This window comes from Brevibacillus gelatini (genome assembly GCF_003710935.1).
In the GTDB taxonomy this organism is placed as follows: domain Bacteria; phylum Bacillota; class Bacilli; order Brevibacillales; family Brevibacillaceae; genus Brevibacillus; species Brevibacillus gelatini.
Map to the genome: position 1 here is coordinate 15,214 of NZ_RHHS01000025.1, position 18,831 is coordinate 34,044.

11 protein-coding genes are annotated in these 18,831 nt (G+C 52.1%); 7 read left to right on the plus strand and 4 right to left on the minus strand.

Annotated features, from left to right (window positions below; translation table 11 throughout):
* Positions 1-8 precede the first annotated feature (8 nt).
* Genes EDM57_RS10610 through EDM57_RS10620 form a run of 3 tightly spaced genes read right to left on the minus strand, consistent with a single transcriptional unit; the run spans position 9 to position 2,655 of the window.
* On the minus strand, positions 9-767 hold the full coding sequence (locus EDM57_RS10610) for an iron ABC transporter ATP-binding protein (protein ID WP_122904740.1): 759 nt from the start codon (positions 765-767) through the stop codon (positions 9-11).
* On the minus strand, positions 764-1,705 hold the full coding sequence (locus EDM57_RS10615; RefSeq protein ID WP_122904741.1) for an iron chelate uptake ABC transporter family permease subunit: 942 nt from the start codon (positions 1,703-1,705) through the stop codon (positions 764-766). Before EDM57_RS10615 ends, EDM57_RS10610 begins: the two co-directional genes overlap by 4 nt.
* Positions 1,702-2,655, minus strand: a complete 954-nt coding sequence (locus EDM57_RS10620) for an ABC transporter permease (protein ID WP_122904742.1) — start codon at positions 2,653-2,655, stop codon at positions 1,702-1,704. The genes EDM57_RS10615 and EDM57_RS10620 overlap by 4 nt, the downstream gene beginning before the upstream one ends.
* A 464-nt stretch (positions 2,656-3,119) precedes the next feature.
* Between EDM57_RS10620 and EDM57_RS10625 the strand changes: the two genes are divergently transcribed.
* Entirely contained in the window at positions 3,120-3,476 is a 357-nt protein-coding gene (locus EDM57_RS10625) for a response regulator (RefSeq protein WP_122904743.1), read from the plus strand.
* Positions 3,477-3,540: 64 nt separating this feature from the next.
* On the opposite strand, the gene EDM57_RS10630 is transcribed toward EDM57_RS10625, so the two are convergent.
* Entirely contained in the window at positions 3,541-9,531 is a 5,991-nt protein-coding gene (locus EDM57_RS10630) for an AAA family ATPase (RefSeq protein WP_122904744.1), read from the minus strand.
* Between the two features lie 126 nt (positions 9,532-9,657).
* Here EDM57_RS10630 and EDM57_RS10635 point away from each other — a divergent pair, with 126 nt between their 5' ends.
* From EDM57_RS10635 to EDM57_RS10660, 6 genes are all read left to right on the plus strand, one after another.
* Positions 9,658-10,269, plus strand: a complete 612-nt coding sequence (locus tag EDM57_RS10635) for a cupin domain-containing protein (RefSeq protein ID WP_122904745.1) — start codon at positions 9,658-9,660, stop codon at positions 10,267-10,269.
* A 243-nt stretch (positions 10,270-10,512) separates the two neighbouring features.
* Entirely contained in the window at positions 10,513-11,145 is a 633-nt protein-coding gene (locus EDM57_RS10640; RefSeq protein WP_122904746.1) for a LysE family translocator, read from the plus strand.
* A gap of 136 nt (positions 11,146-11,281) precedes the next feature.
* Entirely contained in the window at positions 11,282-11,932 is a 651-nt protein-coding gene (locus EDM57_RS10645) for a YHYH domain-containing protein (protein WP_122904747.1), read from the plus strand.
* 171 nt (positions 11,933-12,103) lie between these two features.
* On the plus strand, positions 12,104-12,784 hold the full coding sequence (locus tag EDM57_RS10650) for a hypothetical protein (protein WP_122904748.1): 681 nt from the start codon (positions 12,104-12,106) through the stop codon (positions 12,782-12,784).
* 366 nt (positions 12,785-13,150) lie between these two features.
* The gene (locus EDM57_RS10655; protein WP_122904749.1) at positions 13,151-13,756 is read left to right on the plus strand and encodes a class D sortase; all 606 of its coding nucleotides are present in this window, start codon (positions 13,151-13,153) and stop codon (positions 13,754-13,756) included.
* Between the two features lie 75 nt (positions 13,757-13,831).
* On the plus strand, positions 13,832-18,831 hold a 5,000-nt coding region (locus EDM57_RS10660), incomplete at its 3' end, for a SpaA isopeptide-forming pilin-related protein (protein WP_211338237.1).

The window sequence follows — 18,831 nt, forward strand, 5'->3', positions numbered from 1 at the left end:
GAAAAGCTTTACGCGAAGTACACGCATATTTTGTTTTGCTCGATGTCTTCAATATGAATGTCCATATCGTATACATCCTTCAGGATTTGCGGGTCGATGATCTCGTCGGTAGTGCCTTCCTTCACGACCTTGCCATCCTTGAGCGCCACGATATAGTCCGAGTAGCAGGAAGCAAAGTTGATGTCGTGAATGACGATCACGACCGTTTTGCCCATCTCGTCGACGAGGCGGCGCAGCACCTTCATGATCTGGACCGAATGCTTCATGTCCAGGTTGTTCAGCGGCTCATCGAGGAGCACATACTCCGTGTTTTGCGCGACAACCATGGCAATGTACGCCCGTTGCCGCTGTCCGCCGCTCAACTGGTCGAGGTATTTGTGCTGAATGTCCGTCAATTCCAGGTAACGGATCGCTTCGTCTACATACTTCCAATCCTCTTTGGTCAGATTGCCTTGCGAGTACGGGAAGCGCCCGAAGCTGACCAGCTCGCGAATCGTCAGGCGAACAGTTATGTGGTTGGACTGCTTGAGAATCGAGATTTTTTTGGCCAGGTCGTTGCTTTTGTACTGCCCGATCTCCTGCCCCTCAATCAATACCTCGCCCTGATCCTTCGTCAACAGACGGCTAATCATGGACAGAAGCGTACTTTTTCCGGCCCCGTTCGGCCCGATAAAAGACGTGATTTTTCCTTTGGCAATCTTCACCGAGACGTTTTCCACGACGTTTTTGTTCCCATACTGTTTTGAGACGTTCCGGACTTCTATCACGCTTTATTCTCCTTTAACAGAAGATAGATGAAGTAAACCCCACCGATAAAGTTGACGATCACACTGAGCGTCGTCGAGAACGTAAACACGCGCTCTACGATCAAAAGACCGCCTACCAGCGCCACGACGCTGATTAGCGCCGAGCCTGCCAGCAAAAACTTGTGCTGATACGTCTTCATGAACTGATGAGCCAGGTTCGCCACCAAAAGCCCAAGGAAGGTGATCGGCCCAACCAGTGCGGTCGCAATCGACACCAGAATCGCAATCACGATCAGGAAACGTTTGACGACAAAATCGTAAGGAATCCCCAGGTTGATCGCCTGATCGCGCCCCAGCGACAGCACATCCAAATATTTGGTGTAGCGCCAGAAGTAGATCCCGATCGCGATCACCAGCACAAAGCTGAGAATCAGCAGGTCTGTGTTCACATTGTTGAAGCTGGCGAACATTTTATCCTGTACGATCTGAAATTCATTCGGGTCGATCAACACTTGCATGAACGTCGACAGACTGCCGAACAGCGTGCCGAAGATCAGCCCGATCAACAGCAGGAAGTAGATGTTTTGGCCTTCCCGTTTAAACAGGAATTTGTACAGCACCCCGGCAAACAAAACCATCAAGGCTGTCGAGATGAGAAAGTTGACATTTTTGTTCATGATCGTCATGTGCGTAGAGCCAAACACGAAAATGACGAACGTCTGAATGAACATGTAAAGGGAATCAAGGCCGATGATGCTGGGCGTCAAGATGCGGTTGTTGGTAATCGTCTGGAAGACCATTGTCGAGAATGCGATGATGCACCCGGTCAAGATGATGGCGAGAATTTTTTTCGCCCGCCGGGGAAGCACGTAATCCCAGTTGCCTCCAGCGTCAATCAGCATGAATACGGCTATCAGAGCAACGGCGACTATCGCCATGCCACCAATCTTAGCTTTCATCGTTCATATGCCTTTCTTCTCATGAGTAAGTACACGAATATACCGCTGCCCACTACCCCGACCATCAAACCGATCGAAATTTCGTACGGGAAGATGATGAGGCGTCCCAAAATATCGCAGCAGAGGACGAACACCGCGCCCAGCAAGGCGGTATGGGCCAAGCTTTTTTTCAGATTGTCACCCAGATAAAGCGTCACAATATTGGGAATAATAAGCCCCAAAAACGGGATCGTGCCCACTGTGAGGATGACGACGGACGAAACCATCGCGACAATCGCCAGGCCGATATTGACGACTTGCTTGTAATTCAGCCCAAGGTTGATGGCAAATTCCTCGCCCATCCCTGCGATTGTAAATTTGTTGGCAAACAGGTACGCAATGACTACCAACGGAATGCTTATGTATAAAAGCTCATAGTTTCCCCTCATGATGGAGGAAAAATCGCCGTGCAGCCAGGCCGACATGTTTTGGATCAGATCGTGTTTGTAGGCGAAAAACGTCGTGATCGAGCCGACGATATTGCCGAACATCAACCCGACCAGCGGAATGAAGATCGAGTCCTTGTACTTCACTCTGTCGAGAATCTTCATGAAGACAAACGTTCCAAGCAAGGCGAAAACGAATGCCACGAGCAGCCTCACCCATACAGAAGCGTCGACAAACACGAGCATCGAGATGAGAATCCCGAAGCGGACAGAGTCTTCGGTACCCGCTGTCGTAGGCGAGACGAATTTATTGCGGGTCAGCTGCTGCATGATAAGACCGACCACGCTCATGCTGACACCGGCGATGATGATGCTAACCAAACGGGGAATCCTGCTGATCCACATCACCTGTACCTTGTCGTCGCTGAGATTGAACAGCTCCAGAGGCGAAATGTCCTTCACGCCGATAAACAGGGATACCATTGATAGCAGAATCAGCGCCACAACCAAATATCTTTTTTTCATCGCTTCCCTACTCTTCTCTTTGTTCACGTGAATGGTGCGTTGCATTTATTTTCGCAAATGAGAAAGCAATTCATTCTCAATAATAAAGAGATTCATTCTCATTTGCAGCTCCTTTGTTATAGTAGCACGTCTTGATCGCGGATGAAAGTATTTTTTCATTAGTCGGCTAAATTTCTCCGGATTGACAAAAGTTCGAATTTTCCGTCTAATATTCTTTGAAACAATGCCCGCGCTTTTGACCATATCGATCAGGGAAGAATGTATTTCGGCTACCCATTGGCTTTCACGGGTCATTCGTGCCGTCAAGGAATCACTGTTGACTGATTTGTGACGTTCTTGTTAACGATCGCTCAAATTTTCCAATAATGGGATTGCGACTATTTTCCTAACCATGTATGGTTAAAGTAGGCAGAACCACAACACTGCAAAACACTTTTACACCGCTTCGACACACAGGAGGTTTTATGGCTCGCATACTTATCGCAGATGACTCGATTGTTGTCCGAGAATACATAAGAATCATCCTTCAACGGGCTGGCCATCAAGTCATTGCAGAAGCGGCGAACGGACTAGACGCGTATCAGCAATACAAGACTCACCAACCTGATGTAGTCATGATGGATATCAACATGCCTGGCATGAACGGTATCGACACGGTCAAAAAAATTATCAGCGAATTCCCCAATGCCTATATCATCATGATTAGCACCTACGGTTTAAAGCATTTGGTCTTTGAAGCAATCAATGCGGGAGCGCGTCACTATATCACGAAGCCGATTGATGAAGAGCGTCTTTTGGATTCTATTCAAAACGCTCTCTGAACAGTCAGCCGCAGCGCACAAAAAAAACTGAGGGCATGCTCGCGCCTCAGTTTTTTCATTGCTGCTATATGGGTTGCAGAAGCCTGTCTTCCAGCGGAATCCGGAAAAGAAAGCGGCTGCCTTGTCCGGTCCGGGAGACTACGCTTACAGTCCCCTGCAATTTTTCCAACTCATGTTTGACAATCGGCAGTCCCAAGCCTCTGCCTGAATAGATGTCGGCTTCTTCCTTGATACTGACCTGCCCGTAAAACAGGAAGCCAGCTTCCTCTTCGTCGCTGCTCTCCGGCCGCCAGCCCTGTTCAATCGCTTGCTGCTTGAGCTTGTCGAAATCGATCCCTCGTCCGTCATCTTCGATGGCGATCAAAAGCGCGGCCTCCTCCTGCCAAATCCGACAGTGGATGGTCCCCCTGCTTTCTTTGCCCTGCGCCAGCCGTTCGCTTTCCGGCTCTATGGCGTGGACGATTGCATTGGAGAAAACATGCAGCAGGCTGCCTACAAACGGCTCAAAGCGCTCAGGGTCGACCAAAATCTCCTCTGCTTCCAACTGAAGCGGATGGATCGTTTTGTGCAGACGCTGGGCAAGCTCTTCGACATACTCCTGATAGCGCACCATCATTTCCTTGATCGGACGCTGGTACAGCTCGCGAATGCATTGGTCGAGCCGGGCGGCAGAGCTGTCAGGCAACAAGCTGCTCACCTTTTCTACAAAACGCTCCCACCTGTCCCTGGAAATCGTCATCTCTCCGTCGCCATTCTCCAAAAAACTGTTCCCCAACTTGTTGCGGATAATCTCCAGGTCTTGCTGCATGGCAGCCTGGACTTGTGCGACTGGCAGCTGGCTCTGGAAATCCCCGTCTGTGAGCCACTCCTGCTGCAGGTCCCGATCCATCAGCCACGTTTCCAAATCGTGCAGCTTTTGGGGAGTGTGGATCATATGGAATTGGCTAAAATCCCCTTTGAATTGATGGATTTGTTCCGCCAGCTTGAGCAGGCTGTCAGACAGGTCCGTGCCCGTGCCAAACAGCGTTTTCCAGCCTCCCGCAAAGAAGGAAGTGAAGGAACGATATGCTTTTTGGAAAAGAGGCAGGCTGGTCGCCACGGTCACAATCATGTTCAGCTTCTGCCACTCCTGCTCCATTTTGCACTCCAGCGCTCTTTGCTCGCTCATATCGGTCAAAATCAGCATCAGGCCCTCTGGCGAATCGCGCCGATCCCCTTGGATAGGCTTGCACTCCAGCTTCAACGGCAGCTGGTTGATGCAGATTTCCGTAGGGAAGAGGCTCAAATAAAGCTCTTTTTGCCCCTGATCCTTCGTCTCAAAATACTTTTCCAGAAGAGACTCGACAAACACTTGCTTGTCCGGACGGTTCGGGTACAAAAGACTTGCCACCGATTCGCCGGCCAGCTCTCTGCCGAACATCCGCAAGCATTCGCGGCTGTATTCGGAATGGACCAGCAGATTTTTGGAGAACGACAGGAAGCCTTGGCCTGCGTTGTTCAGCAAATTTTTGTTCGCCTGCAAAAGCGATTGAATCTCCCTCGTTCGTTCGGCGACGATCATCTCCAGCGACTGGTTCCACTGCTCCAATTGATGATACAGCCGGGCATTTTCAATAAAGATCGCCATTTGCGAGAAAATGAGTCGCAGCGGCTCTGAACGTTTTTCGTTGAAAACGTGTGTCGTTTCGTTGTTTTCCAGGTAGATGACGCCGATCATTTTGCCCTGCTGCCAAAGTGGCGAACACAAAATCGACTTCGGCCTGTTTTTCGTGATGTACGGGTCCCGGAAAAAGACTCCTTCTACCGAAGCGTTGTGCAGCACCAGCATTTCTTCTGTGCGGATCGTGTAGTTGACCACCGCGACTGATAGCATCCCGCTGTGCTCGTACGGGACAGATTGCATGATTTCCACGTCCAGATCGACGGACCCGGCAGCCTCGATGAGCCATTCGCTTTCGTTTTTCAAAATCAGGATGCCTTTTTCCGCTCCCGCATTGCTCATGACCGTGCGCAGCATGGTCGCGAGCAGCTGTTCCAGCCTGATCTCGCTCGCCATCGTTTGGGACGCCTTGATGACGCTCATCAGGTCGACCAGATCGGCGGACTGGTCTGTCGCCGCAAGCTCAGCCGATGCTTCCATCCCTCTTCCCCGCTGCACAAGGTGCGGGTAGCGCTCTTCCATCTCTCTCGCCTTGGCCAAAGCCCCCCACTGCAAGTACGACTCATACGCTTCCGTCATGTACGCCCTGGCGATAGTCTCCAGCCCCAATGCCAAATAGTGATGAGCAGCCAGCTCGCTCGCCAGTGCCTCGTTTTGCAAAAATCCGTCCTTTTTCGCCAACTGCAGCGCCTCATCGTACAGTTCTCCAGCTACTTGCCGCTTGCCGTTCACACGGTTCCATTCGGCACTCATCAGCAAGTATTTGTGCTGGAAGTTTTCCGGACAGCTGCTGGCCCAGGTCTTCATTTTTTTCAAATGCGCCTTGATTTTTTTCGCGTAACGCAGCTGCTCCCGACGATTGACGTTCTCATACAGCTTCGTCAACGACAGGGCGTGCATGAAAACATGCTGGCTGACCAGCACCTGTCCGCTGACCGACTCTATCCATTGTTCTGCCTCGCTCAACAGTTGTGCGGCTTTCTCGTAATGGCCGTACACAAGATGGGACAGCGACTTGTAGAAGTGGTACATGTACCGCTTGTAGCTGGTGCCTTCTTTTTGCAGGCTGCTCACGTATTGCGCTTCATCAAAGCCATCCCGGCAAAACGCTGTCTGTTCGCCCTCCGTCCAGTTTGTAAACGTATGCAAGGCTTGCCGCAGCAACAGAAGCCGATCGTCGTGATCGACCACCTTCATCTGGGAAATCAAGCCGGCGTACTCCCTGATTTGCTGCTCCAGCTCTTCCAGCGGCAGCCCGCAGTAGAGCATGGCTTCCAGCAAGCCGTGGGCATTGTAGGCAGTGTAAATGTTTCCTCCGCCTTCCATCCCGTGCTGGATCGCTTTTTTCATCAGCGGGATGTTTGTCCGCGCATGCTCGCACCAGTGATTGATGAGCAGGGCAAACGCACCGTACGCTTTCGTCAGGGCAATCGGGTCCGCAAAGCCATCAGCCACCCGGCATGCCAGCTGCCCGAACTCATATGCTTCCCTGTATTTTCCAAATTTCGAGCCAAGCACGATCCCGTAACCGGTATATCCGTTGGCAGACGCCGCTGCATTGCCGTGCACGAGCGACAAATGCAGCACGCGCAGGATCGTCAGCGCAAACCAGTTCGGATTGACGTAGTACGAGGACGGCCCTGCATTGCTGATGATGCTCATAGCCAGTTGGTAGTTCTCATTGGAGATGTCCGGCAAATACAGCAGCTCGTCAATTTTGCGCCCTCTCAGCCGCCGCTTGATCTGCAACATTTCCTTGATAATATCCAGCTTCCCTGGCTTGTGAGGGATGGGCACACCCAGCAGTCCCAATGCTTCGCTCGCAATATCCATCACCCGCGAAAATTCGGCCAGGCGGGTGTACATGTGGATTTGCAGCTCCAGAATCCGCACACGCTCACGATTCGTCCTGGCGTGCGCAAGGGTAAGGTCAAACAGGCGATTCGCATCCTCCATCCGGTTGCACAAATAAGCAGACTCCGCATAGAGCGTGTACAGCTCCATCGCCAGTTGATGATGCTGCTCCCACGCCGCGTCTCCGATAAACATCGCCCCTCGCCGAAAATACTGCAGCGCCGCATCGAAGGCCGTCGCGGCCATCGCTTTTTGCCCGGCGAGCAGATGGCAGTGGGCAACCTGGATTCTTTCCGCCACATCGTCAATCATGTCCGCACCGCGATACATGTGCTCGCATATTTCAAACAGCAGCGCCGATTCAAACGAACGGGACATGTCCCACATCATTCTTCCGATTGTCACGTGCGCCTCTTTCTGTTCCTCTTCCGACAGCAAGGAGTACGCCGCCTGCTGAATCCGGTCGTGAACAAAGCTGAGCTGGATCGTGACCTGTGAGAGATTGAGGTTTTCTTCTTCCTCGACGGCTGCAAAAGCCAAATACTCGGCGCCCTCCAGCGGATAGAGCAACCCTTCCTCCATGGCAGGGAAAATATCCCGGATTGCTTCGGCATCACTTCGCTTTTGCGTTTTTGCCAGCATGTCCAGATTAAAAGAGCTTCCGAGACACGCCGCATACGCCAGCAGTTTCTGCGTCACGCCAGGCAGACGTCTTACTTTTTCCACGAGAAAATCAGCGACGTTCTCTGTCGTGCTGAGCTTTTCAATCTCAGCCAGATCCCATTGCCAGCCGCGTTCCTCCGGGACGTACCGCAACAGTCCCTGATCGTACAACGACTTGATAAACTGTCTGGAGTAGAACGGGTTTCCGGCCGTTTTCCGCATTAAAATCATCGCCAGCGGCTTCGTGACGGCAGGATCGGCATGCAACGCATCGGAGAGCAACGCGTTGATCTGTGTGAGCCGCAGCGGCAACAGCGTGATTTGGCGCAGCATTCTGCTTTTGACTCCCGCTTCCGTCAAATTGGCGATCAACGAATTGTTCTCTCCTCCATCCTGCTCCCGGTAGGCGCACACGAGCAGAAAATGGCTGAGCGGCAACTCGGCCACAAGCTCGCGGATGAGAGACAGGGAGGACGAATCCGCCCATTGCAGGTCATCGAAAAACAGGACCAGCGGATGCTCAGGTGTTGCCCAGATGCGAATAAATCGTTGCATGACCAGTTGAAAACGGTTCTTGGCCTCTGCTGCGGGCAACTCCGGCACAGGCGGCTGTTCCCCGATCACAGCCACAAGCTGCGGAATGACATCCACGATAACTTGCCCAAGCCCTTGCATCGCTTCGAGAATCGTTTCCCGCCACGCTGCAAGCTCCTTTTCATTTCCGGCCAAAAGCTGTTTTATCAGATCCTGAAAGACTTGAATGACGGCGGAGTACGGCACGCCTTGGCGGTATTGATCGAACTTGCCGGATATGAAGCGCCCTCTGCCCCTCAGGAAAACTTTTTGCGCCTCAAACACGAGGGCGGACTTGCCCACACCAGCACTGCCGCTCAGCATGACCATCCGCGCCGCGCCATTTGACACCTCTTCAAACGCGTCGATCAGCATCTGGATTTCCTGTTCGCGCCCGTACAGCTTTTCCGGAATGTGCAGACGATCCGCGCGATCGTGCTGCGCCAGCGGAAAATGGCCGATGGTTTCGTTGTTTACAAGCTGCTCCAGGCACAATTGCAGGTCAGCCACCAGGCCAGCCATGCTGAAATAGCGGTCTTCGGTATTTTTGGACAGACACTTCATCACGATGTCCGACAACACTTGCGGAACAGATGGCTTTACCTGCGCAGGAGCAATCGGCTTTCGGGCCATGTGGGCATGTACCAGTTCAAGCATGTCTGAGCTCAGAAAAGGCGGCTTTCCTGTCAGCATCTCGTATATCGTCACGCCAAACGAGTAAATATCCGTCCGGTAGTCGACCGTCCGATTCATTCTTCCCGTCTGCTCGGGCGATACGTAGCGCAGGTTGCCTCTCCACTCCTTCGGATTCAGCACGCCCTGATGCTCCTGGTATCTGCGGGTTGCCAGGCCGAAGCTAATCAGCTTGACCTCATACGTCTCCGGATGCACCAGGATATGGGCCGGATTGATGTCTTTATGGATAATGCGCTGTTGATGAATGTCCTCAATGCACGAAGCGATACGAATCGCAATAGTCAGGATCTCTTCTAGCGACAACTCTTTCATTTTGCAAAGCAGGGAGAGCGGCACTCCCCCGAAATCTTCCGTAATGAGCGCCGGTTCCCGGTTGTGATCGATCAGCTCGACAGCAGTTTCCACGGCATTTGAATCGACAGATTGCAAAATGCGGTACTCGTGCTTCAGTCTCCAAAGCAACTCTTTGTGCCTGGAACCTTCATGCGGCTTTTTGATGATGACAGGCAGGTTGTCGCTGTTCCGAAACCCGCGGTAAAATCCCATATTTGAATGTGTTGAGAGAAACTCTGTCACTCTGTATCCCGGAATCACGATCATGCCGCTCATACTATCCACTCCATCTAGGCTGAACATCCTATGATTAGTATTGTTGCTTTAGGACAAATAATCTATATTGAGTATATATTCTGTCATATAATACTTTCTTCCACTAATACTTAGGGAGGTATGTCTATGGCAAATTTGAGTCGAAGTGTAAGCAACCCGTATACGAAAGAAACCGTTACCTTTCTGAAGACGACGGAGGAAACCAATGGGGAGTATTTGCTTTTCCGAACAGATCTGCCACCGGACAATGGAATTTTTCTACATTATCATACCGAACTTGTAGAAACCTTTGAAGGCATTAGCGGAAATTTGGAGGTAAAGATTGACGGAAAAAAAATCATCCTGAAATCAGGTGAGAAACTGGACATCCCTCTCCACAAGGTTCACGGATTTTACAACCCTTCCAGTGAGTTTATCAGCTTCACAGCCGAGATCCGTCCTGCCGGCACTTTCGAGTCGTTCGTCCGCTGCAGTTACGGCCTGGATACGGACGGCCGAAGTTTTTACATGCCGTTTTTAAAGCAGTACGTGCCAAAAAACATCTTGCTATTGGGCACGCTGTTCAAAATGGGACAGTTCTACGTTCCCTACCTGCCAATCTTTCTGCAAAAGGCATTTTTTGGTGTGCTGGCCAAACTGGCCCAATGGACAGGCTCAGACAAGTCCCTGGAAAAATATTACAAAGGCTCCGTCACCAAAGAAGCTCTCCCCCCGGAATCGCTGCAAAAAACACCCTGATCGTCCAATCCAGCAGGGTGTCTGCAAATGCTGGTTCTTTGCACACATTCCAGCTTAATCGAGCGCTACCCGTTCCGTGATTGGATTTGTCCCTGCACATTTTTGACAGATACCTCCATCATAGCAAATCACTAAATCCGGTTCCAATCTTTCCATTTTCCAGGGGGAAATTGTGCATTGAAATGACTGTCTGAATCTTTTATAATTTCCCCTTAGTTCGAGTTGAATGGAGTGTGGAGAGAGATGTTTGGCATTGTTCATTATGAAGCGTTTGTCCTAACAGCGATCATGCTTAACATGATCCCCGGAACCGACACGATGTACATTATCAGCCGCAGCATTGCGCAGGGACGTCAAGCTGGCATCCTCTCTGTTCTCGGCATCCTGACAGGCTCGGTCATTCACACCGTGCTGGCTGCTTTTGGCCTGTCGCTCATCCTGGCCCAATCGGTCGTGCTTTTTAACATCGTCAAAATTCTCGGTGTCGTCTATCTCGTCTATCTGGGCGTGCGCATGTTCATGACCAAGCAAGCACTGTCGCTCGACTCCAGGACCTCGCCTGGCCGGAAAGCGGGCAAGGTGTACGGGCAAGCGATTGTTACGAGCGTCACCAATCCGAAGGTAGCGTTGTTTTTCGTCGCGTTTTTGCCGCAATTCGTCGACGCAACCTATACAGGTCCGCTGCCTTTTCTCCTGCTGGGCCTGACATTCACGCTGACAAGCGGAATCTGGTGCAGCCTGATCGCGCTGTTCGCTTCGTTCGTCACCCAAAAGCTGCGCAGCCATCCGCATTTTTCTTCCATCCTGAACAAATTGACCGGGATCGTCTTTATCGGGATGGGATTGAACCTGCTGCGGGCCAAAGCTACTCCTTGACCACTGCCGTCATTGGCAAAATCCATTTCGAAACTGACACCGGGTAGGCAGAGTACCCGGTTTTTTTGTGTCTGTGCTCGTCCAAACAGCCGAAAAATTGGTATAATATCCAAAATAATACTTTTGGAGGATTGCCATGAAAAAAACTGCTTTTCTGTTCGCTCTCATTTTGGCCGTTGTTTTCTTTCCTCTTCAGTCACTGGAGGCACACCCCGGCCGAACGGATGCAAACGGCGGGCACACTTGCAGAACGAATTGTGAAAAATGGGGCTTGAAGTACGGCGAGTACCACTACCACAACAAAGCGAGCAACTCTTCCGGCGGCCGATCTTCCGGCAGCAGCCAGGCGAAGCCTGCCACATCCAAGCCGCCAGCAGCCAAGCCAGTACAGCCGAAACCAGTCGCCCCCAAAGTCATTGTAGCGGTAGAGCAAGCAAATGTTTTTGCCGCTCCCTCTGCCGACTCGCCTGTGACCACAACGCTCTGGTATGGCTTTGAGCTGACCGACTCCGGCACTCACCCGGAATTTGTTACAATCGGACAAGGCTTCGTCTCCAAAAAAGTCATCACCAGCTATACCCCCATCACTCCGAAAACGGTCAGCATTCATGCAGAAAAAGGCTACTTCTTCGCTACGCCTTCTGCTGATAGCCGCGGCAGAGGCTATGCCGTACAACATGCGCTTGTTCAGGTCGTCGGCCAGCACGGCGACTGGTATTACGGCTCCACCCAGGACGCCCAGGGCAATGTGCTCGTCGGCTTTGTCTCGAAAAACGTCGCTTACTGACCGTCAACGGGTTGCTTACAAATTTTCAAAATGCATACAGCAGGGGCTGTCTCCAAAGTCGATTTTTGGACTTCGAGACGCCCCTTTTGTCTGTCAGAAACGTTAGCGGAATTGCCCTTTTTGGACGCTTTTCATGCCCAGCTGCTAGATCCAAACGGAGGCAAATGAGGGATGACAGGGTATGAACGGATCCGGGTAACAGCTCCTTACCGGATCAAACGAATCGACGATGTAGGAATGGAGTGGAAACCGAACGAACACGCCCAGCTGCACCTGCGGGGCATCGTGGACGACAGCGAAACGGTAAATGCCGTGCTGCAAGCCGCCTCCGACGATGAAATACGCCTGTATGACACGGATGGCGAAAGCGAAACGACAATTTTCAAGGGAGTCGTGACTTCTGTTCAGATCGCGCATCGGCAAGGCGTTTACGCGATTGAACTGGAAGGGCAGTCCGGAAGCTTCCAGCTCGATGTAACGAATAAACGCCGCTCCTTTCAGCAGGCAGGCATGACCTATCCTAAGCTGGTACAGGAAATCATCAAGACGTATCCCGGCTACAACGTGAATGTAAGCATCGGAGAAGGTATCCAGATCGGCGAGCCGATCATCCAGTACGATGAGACGGACTGGGAGCTGCTCAAGCGGCTGGCCAGCCATAAAAAGCTGACCCTGAACGCAAAGGAAGAGATTTCGCTTTACACGCCAAAGCGAGTTGTCATCCAGGCACAAAGTCAGATTCTCGCCAAGAAAACGAATGCGCCAAGGGGATTTGCGTTGGAGAGTGAAAGCGTGGGCTGGATAAGGTTCACGCAGAGTTTGGAATTGTGGCTTTGCCCCACAATCTACTGATGGTGGCTAGCATCCGCCTGACTGCCTTCAACTTAAAGAGACTAGGGAGCCAAAAAATGGACGGAAACCTTATCGGTTTTTCGCCCATTTTTTATTTTAGGGATTTATTGGACAGTATCTTTTTGTTGTGCCCAGCCTGTCCGCTCCGTGAAAAAGCAGTCCGTGTTGAGAATTTGTATAGGTCGAAAAATTACTATGGTTTCAGGCATTCTTTTCCGACTTACCTTGTTCACGTAAAAAGGGCAGCTCATATCCGCTGCTCTGACAGCCTTGTTCAAAAAGATGCCTGGCCTGAAACAGGCACATGTAAATAGAAGGGAAGAGGGGGAATGACGCAAGCAATCCGTAACGAAAGGGGATAGACACGTGCGCCTGCTCTTTGGCATTGGTTTTATCCTCGCAGGCTTGGCCTTTCTTTTTTACCCACAGTGGGAAAAGAAAGTGTACGAGCAGAAGCAGCAACAGCTTATTGACGCATTCGAGCTGTTGGCAAGCGAAAACGAGTATTTGGCAACAGAAAAAGCTGCGCAGACGCACACGGCCCAAACTGCTGTGCCCACGGCCATGCTGGAAGGGGCCATAGGCGTGATCCGGATTCCGAAAATCGATCTGGAAATGATGATTTTTGCAGGCGCAAATGAAGCGGTCTTGAGCAAAGGCGCAGGCATGATCGAGCCGGAAAAGGAATTCGGGAAAAACAACGTCGGGCTGGCAGGGCACCGTGGCGCGACTCGCGGCAAACAGTTCAATCGGCTAGATGAACTGGTGCCAAACGATGCCATCGAGATTCAGACCAAAACAGCCAACTATGAATTTATCGTCATGGATACGTTTGTCGTTGACCGCAACCAAGTAGAGGTGCTTGCCGATCAGCGGGAGCCTTTGCTCACCCTGGTCACATGCACGCCTGTCGGAGCGAAAAATCCGACAAAGCGGTTGATCGTACAAGCAAGGCTGTCATCCAAAAGCTGAGTTTTTACAGCAATCAACACCATACAGCATTGGTTTTCTCTACTGACAGTGCTTTGAAAATGACAGGAGGAACTTATGCGAAGGAAATCTTGGATCGTTGTTGTAGCCTTCTTTCTCATTGTCCAAAGTTTCTTCGGATTCGTATCGACAGCCCACGCGGAAGCAGCCGGGCAAGTTGCATTTGCAGGGGATGAGGAAGGAGGCGGAACTACGGACAATGATTCGGGAGCGACACCGGGCGATGATGGCTCCGGGGCGAGCACGGGTGATGACTCAGGCACCAACCCTGACGACGACTCCGGGCCGAACCCTGGCGACGACTCAGGCACCAACCCTGACGACGGCTCCGAGCCGAACCCTGGCGACGGCTCCGAGCCGAACCCTGGCGACGACTCAGGCACCAACCCTGGCGACGACTCAGGCACCAACCCTGACGACGGCTCCGGGCCGAACCCTGACGACGACTCAGGCACCAACCCTGACGATGGCTCCGAGCCGAACCCTGACGATGGCTCTGGCTCAACCCCTGACGACAGTTCGGTCCTCCCGCTAGACGAGGATAATGCCGCCGCGTCGACTCCCCAACCTGCCGGGGCGGACATCATCACCGAAACCCTCATCACGAGCGTCGTTATGAAAGACAAAGACGGCAACAACATCGAGGATATCCGACCAGACCAAGGGGAGCGCGTGCAGATTGAGTTCACCTGGAAACTGCCGGCAGGCCACCCGTATTCAGAAGGGGCCACGTATACCTTCGCGCTTCCGGACAAATTCAGGACCGACCGCACCCTGACCGGGGATCTCGACAACGGCTACGGAACGTACGAAGTGACGGAAGACGGCCTTGTTACGCTAACCTTTAACGATTCCATCAACGACGGGCAAGAGCTGGACAACGGCTACTTCTATGTGTGGCGCCAGTTTGATGAGCAGAAGCTTGAAGGGAGCACAAAGCAGCAAATCGACTTCAAGTTCGATGGAATTGCCCCGATTCAGGTGCATTTCAAAAGCAAAAACAACCGTCAAATCGAGAAATCTGCAAAAGCCAACAAAGGGATGAATCCAAGCCTGATCGACTGGACCGTTGATTTTAACCAAGGTGAACATTCGATCAAGGATGCTCTTTTTACCGATGAGCTTCCGGCCGGGCTGGAAGTCGACATGGCTTCCATCAAAGTTTTCGCCCTGGAAGTGAATCTGGACGGGTCCGTGATTCAAAAAGACGAGATCACTGCCTTCACACCTGAGAAAATGACGGATGCCAACGGATTCAAAATCAGCTTTGGCGATATTGACAGCGCTTATCGCGTCACGTACCAGACAAAAGTGACCGAAGCGAAAGACCGGACCTTCACCAACAACGCCGTTGTCACAGGAAGCAATCTTTCCGATGCCCTGCAAGACTCGGCAAACGTGACGGTCAAATACAGCAAGCCGCTGACAAAAACGTCGCCAGACTACGATTCCCGCACACAGACCATTACATGGGCGATCCAGTTCAACTACAACGAACAGGCAATTCCGCAAAGCAATGCCTGGATCGAGGATGAGTTTGACACCAGCCATCAGCAGCTTGTGCCCGGCTCTTTTACCGTCTATCAAATGAACATCGACAACGACGGAAAAGCGACCAGAGCAGGCGCTGCCTTCACGAACTACAGTGTCAGCGAGACGCCGGACGGCTTCCGCCTGCAATTTGGCGAAGACGTGAACGCCGCTTACGAGATCACCTACCAGACAAAGGCCAAAAACCGCGTTCACGAGGACAGCTATACGGTTAGCAACAAAGCGAAAATCCACGACGGCACGACAGCCGAAGCCCCCAGGGACATCAATCAGGTAATCTTTTGGAAAACCGCCAAAAAAGAACGGGTGAACTACGAAAAGAAAACGATTGAATGGACCATCAGCCTCAATGACGACAATTGGGAGATGGATGCAGGCACTGTCATCTCGGACAGTTACGCAGGGCAGGGGCTGACGCTGATTCCGGAAAGCCTGAAAATCAGCGAACTGGAAAAAGATACGGACTACAGGCTAGAGGCAAACCCCGACTTTTCGAAAGGCTTTACCATCACTTTTTTGAACAAGCTGACGAAAAGCCATGTCATCACCTACGAAACAAGGTTTGACCCTACCTCCAAAGACCGTCCAAGCGTTTACAAAAACAAGGCGACCCTGACCTGGAGCGAAAACGGTACGCCGCAGACACCGATCAGCAAATCCGCTACCGTTACGCCGGATCGCTACACCGCAAACAACGGAAACAAGACAGGCGTGTACAACGCCAAAACGAAAGAAATCACCTGGACGATTGATGTGAACTACAACCTCCACGAAATTGCCAATGCGATTATCCGCGATTTTTACAGTGGCGAGCAGACCTTCGTGGATGGCTCTCTGAAGGTGTACAAGCTGAAGCTGACAGGCGACGCAAACGGTGTAGAAGTTGTCGACGAGGAAATCCCGTTTTTCAATTTCCAGAAGCTGACAGAAAACGGCAATGACGGCTTTGAAGCTCACCTTGGCAACATTGATTTCGCTGTCCGGATTACTTACAGGACAAGCCTGGAAAATCTCCCTGTCCTGTCCGAATACACAAACCAGGCGACATTGCATGACAGCGATCTCACTGCCCCTCCGCTGTTTACAGGCACAGCTGTCGTCAAGCCGGCATACGGCGGAAAATATTTGCTGAAAACGGGACGGCAAGGGACTGGTGCAGAATCCGAGTACGTTTTCTGGACCATCCTCGTCAACCCTGGTCAGTCGTATATTGCAGCGGGCGCTACCTTGACCGATACCTTGTCGGGCAATCAGCTTTTGCTCAAGGATTCCTTGAAGCTCTATGCGACAAACGTTGCCGCCAACGGGGGGCTGTCCAAGGCCGACGAGCTGAACCCGGACGACTACACGCTTCACGTCAATGGCAACACCTTTTCCATCACCTTCAAGAATGAGTTGCGAACAGCCTACATTTTGGAGTACCAGTCCTTTATCAATGCGGATCATGGGGAAATCCTCGACAATGCGGCCTCGTTCGCCGGAAAAACCGTTGTCGGCGTTGACGAGAACGGAAACGAAGGCATCAAGGTCAGCCTGTCCGGGGCAGGGGGCGGCGCGAGCACACCGGGTAAAGGCCACCTCCAGGTTATCAAAATAGACGCTGAGACCAAGCAGCCTTTGGCGGGAGCAGAGTTCGGACTGTATGACAAATCCGGGACGACCCTGCTGGAAAAAATCGTGACAGATGCCGACGGTGTTGCGCTTTTCCAAAACTACAAATACAAGACCTACAAGCTGAAAGAACTGTCCGCGCCAAATGGCTACGTCATCCCGGATGACTACCGCATCGGCAAGGACATCATCCTGAAAGCGCCTGACAACGCCGATCCAACCGTTCCGTACACGCTTGAGCTGACCGTAGAAAACAAACTGCTGCGGCAAGGCTTTGAACTGGTGAAGGTGGACTCCGAAAATCCGGCCAAGCTGCTGGAAGGGGCCGTTTTCCTGCTCCAGTTTGACAACAGCGGAACATTCGAAGACGTTGCTGAACTGACCACAGGTGCGGACGGGAAGCTGTACAAAGGCGATCTGCCGCCCGGCAACTATCGGTTGGTAGAGACAAAAGCACCGAAGGGGTATAAACTCAATCCGGCTCCGCAGCCGTTCACGATCGTCGCCAACCAGACCGAAATCGTCAAACTCACCATGAAAAACGAGAAAAATGTTGGCGCAGTGGAGCTTGTGAAAGTAGACCATTACACGAAGGAGCCTCTTGCAGGCGTCACCTTCGACCTGCTTGACGCAGACGGCAATGTGCTGCACAGCAACCTGACAACCGATACGGACGGCAAGCTCCGTGTCGAGAACCTCAAGTCCGGCACATATCAGTTTGTCGAGACAAAAGCGCTGGCCGATTATCAACTGGCCGCCCCGCTGACTTTTGAGCTGATCGACGAAGGCACGCTGTCGCTTACATTGACCAACAAGCTGATTCCCGGCTCGGTCAAACTGACCAAGATCAGGGAAGGGTACCCGAATCACAAGCTGAAAGGAGCCGTTTTCACCCTGGTGGATGAGAACGGGCAAACCGTCAAGGACAAAGACGGACAGGAACTGAAAGGCTTGACCACCGATGACAACGGCGAGCTGATCGTCGAAAACCTCAATCCTGGAAAGTACCAGTTTGTCGAGACAAAAGCCCCGGCTGGCTATGTAAAAGCTGGCAAGCCGATTGCTTTTGAAATTCAGCGAAATCAGGTACACGGCAAGCACGTGGAAGTGGTCGTGGAAAACAAAGTGGCAACAAGCAGCCCAATCATCGGCTCCGTTGAACTGCTGAAAGTCGATCACGATACAAAAGCGCCTTTGTCCGGCGTCGTCTTCGATCTTCTTGACGCAGACGGCAAAGTGGTGCACAGTGGCTTGACGACCGATTCGGCAGGCAAAATTCGCGTGAACAACCTGCTACAAGGCACGTACAAGTTCGTCGAAACCAAGGCGCTGCCCGATTACCAACTGGCCGCTCCATTGGAGTTCGAGCTGATGAACGAAGGCACACTGTCGCTTTCACTGACCAACAAACTGCTGCCAACAGGCTCGGTCAAGCTGACCAAGATCAAGGCAGGCAGTCCACACCGCAAGCTGCAGGGAGCTGTTTTCACCCTGGAAGATGAGAATGGGCAAACCGTTATGGACAAAGACGGACGAGAACTGAAAGGGCTGACTACCAATGACAGCGGCGAGCTGATTGTCGAGAACCTCCATCCTGGGAAATACCAGTTTGTCGAGACGGCAGCTCCGGCTGGCTATGTGAAGGACAGTACGCCGATTGCGTTCGTCATTCCAGAAGGGCAAGCTCGCGGTGAGCATGTGGAAGTTGTCGCGGAAAACGAGGAAAAAACAGGTGGCGGCGGTACTGGACCCGATCCGGACAAACCGGAAAAACCCGACAAACCGGATAAGCCAGATAAACCAGACAAGCCCGAGAAACCAGACAAGCCCGAGAAACCGGATAAGCCTGGTACTCCTGAACAGCCCGGCACCCCTGAGCAGCCCGGCACTCCTGA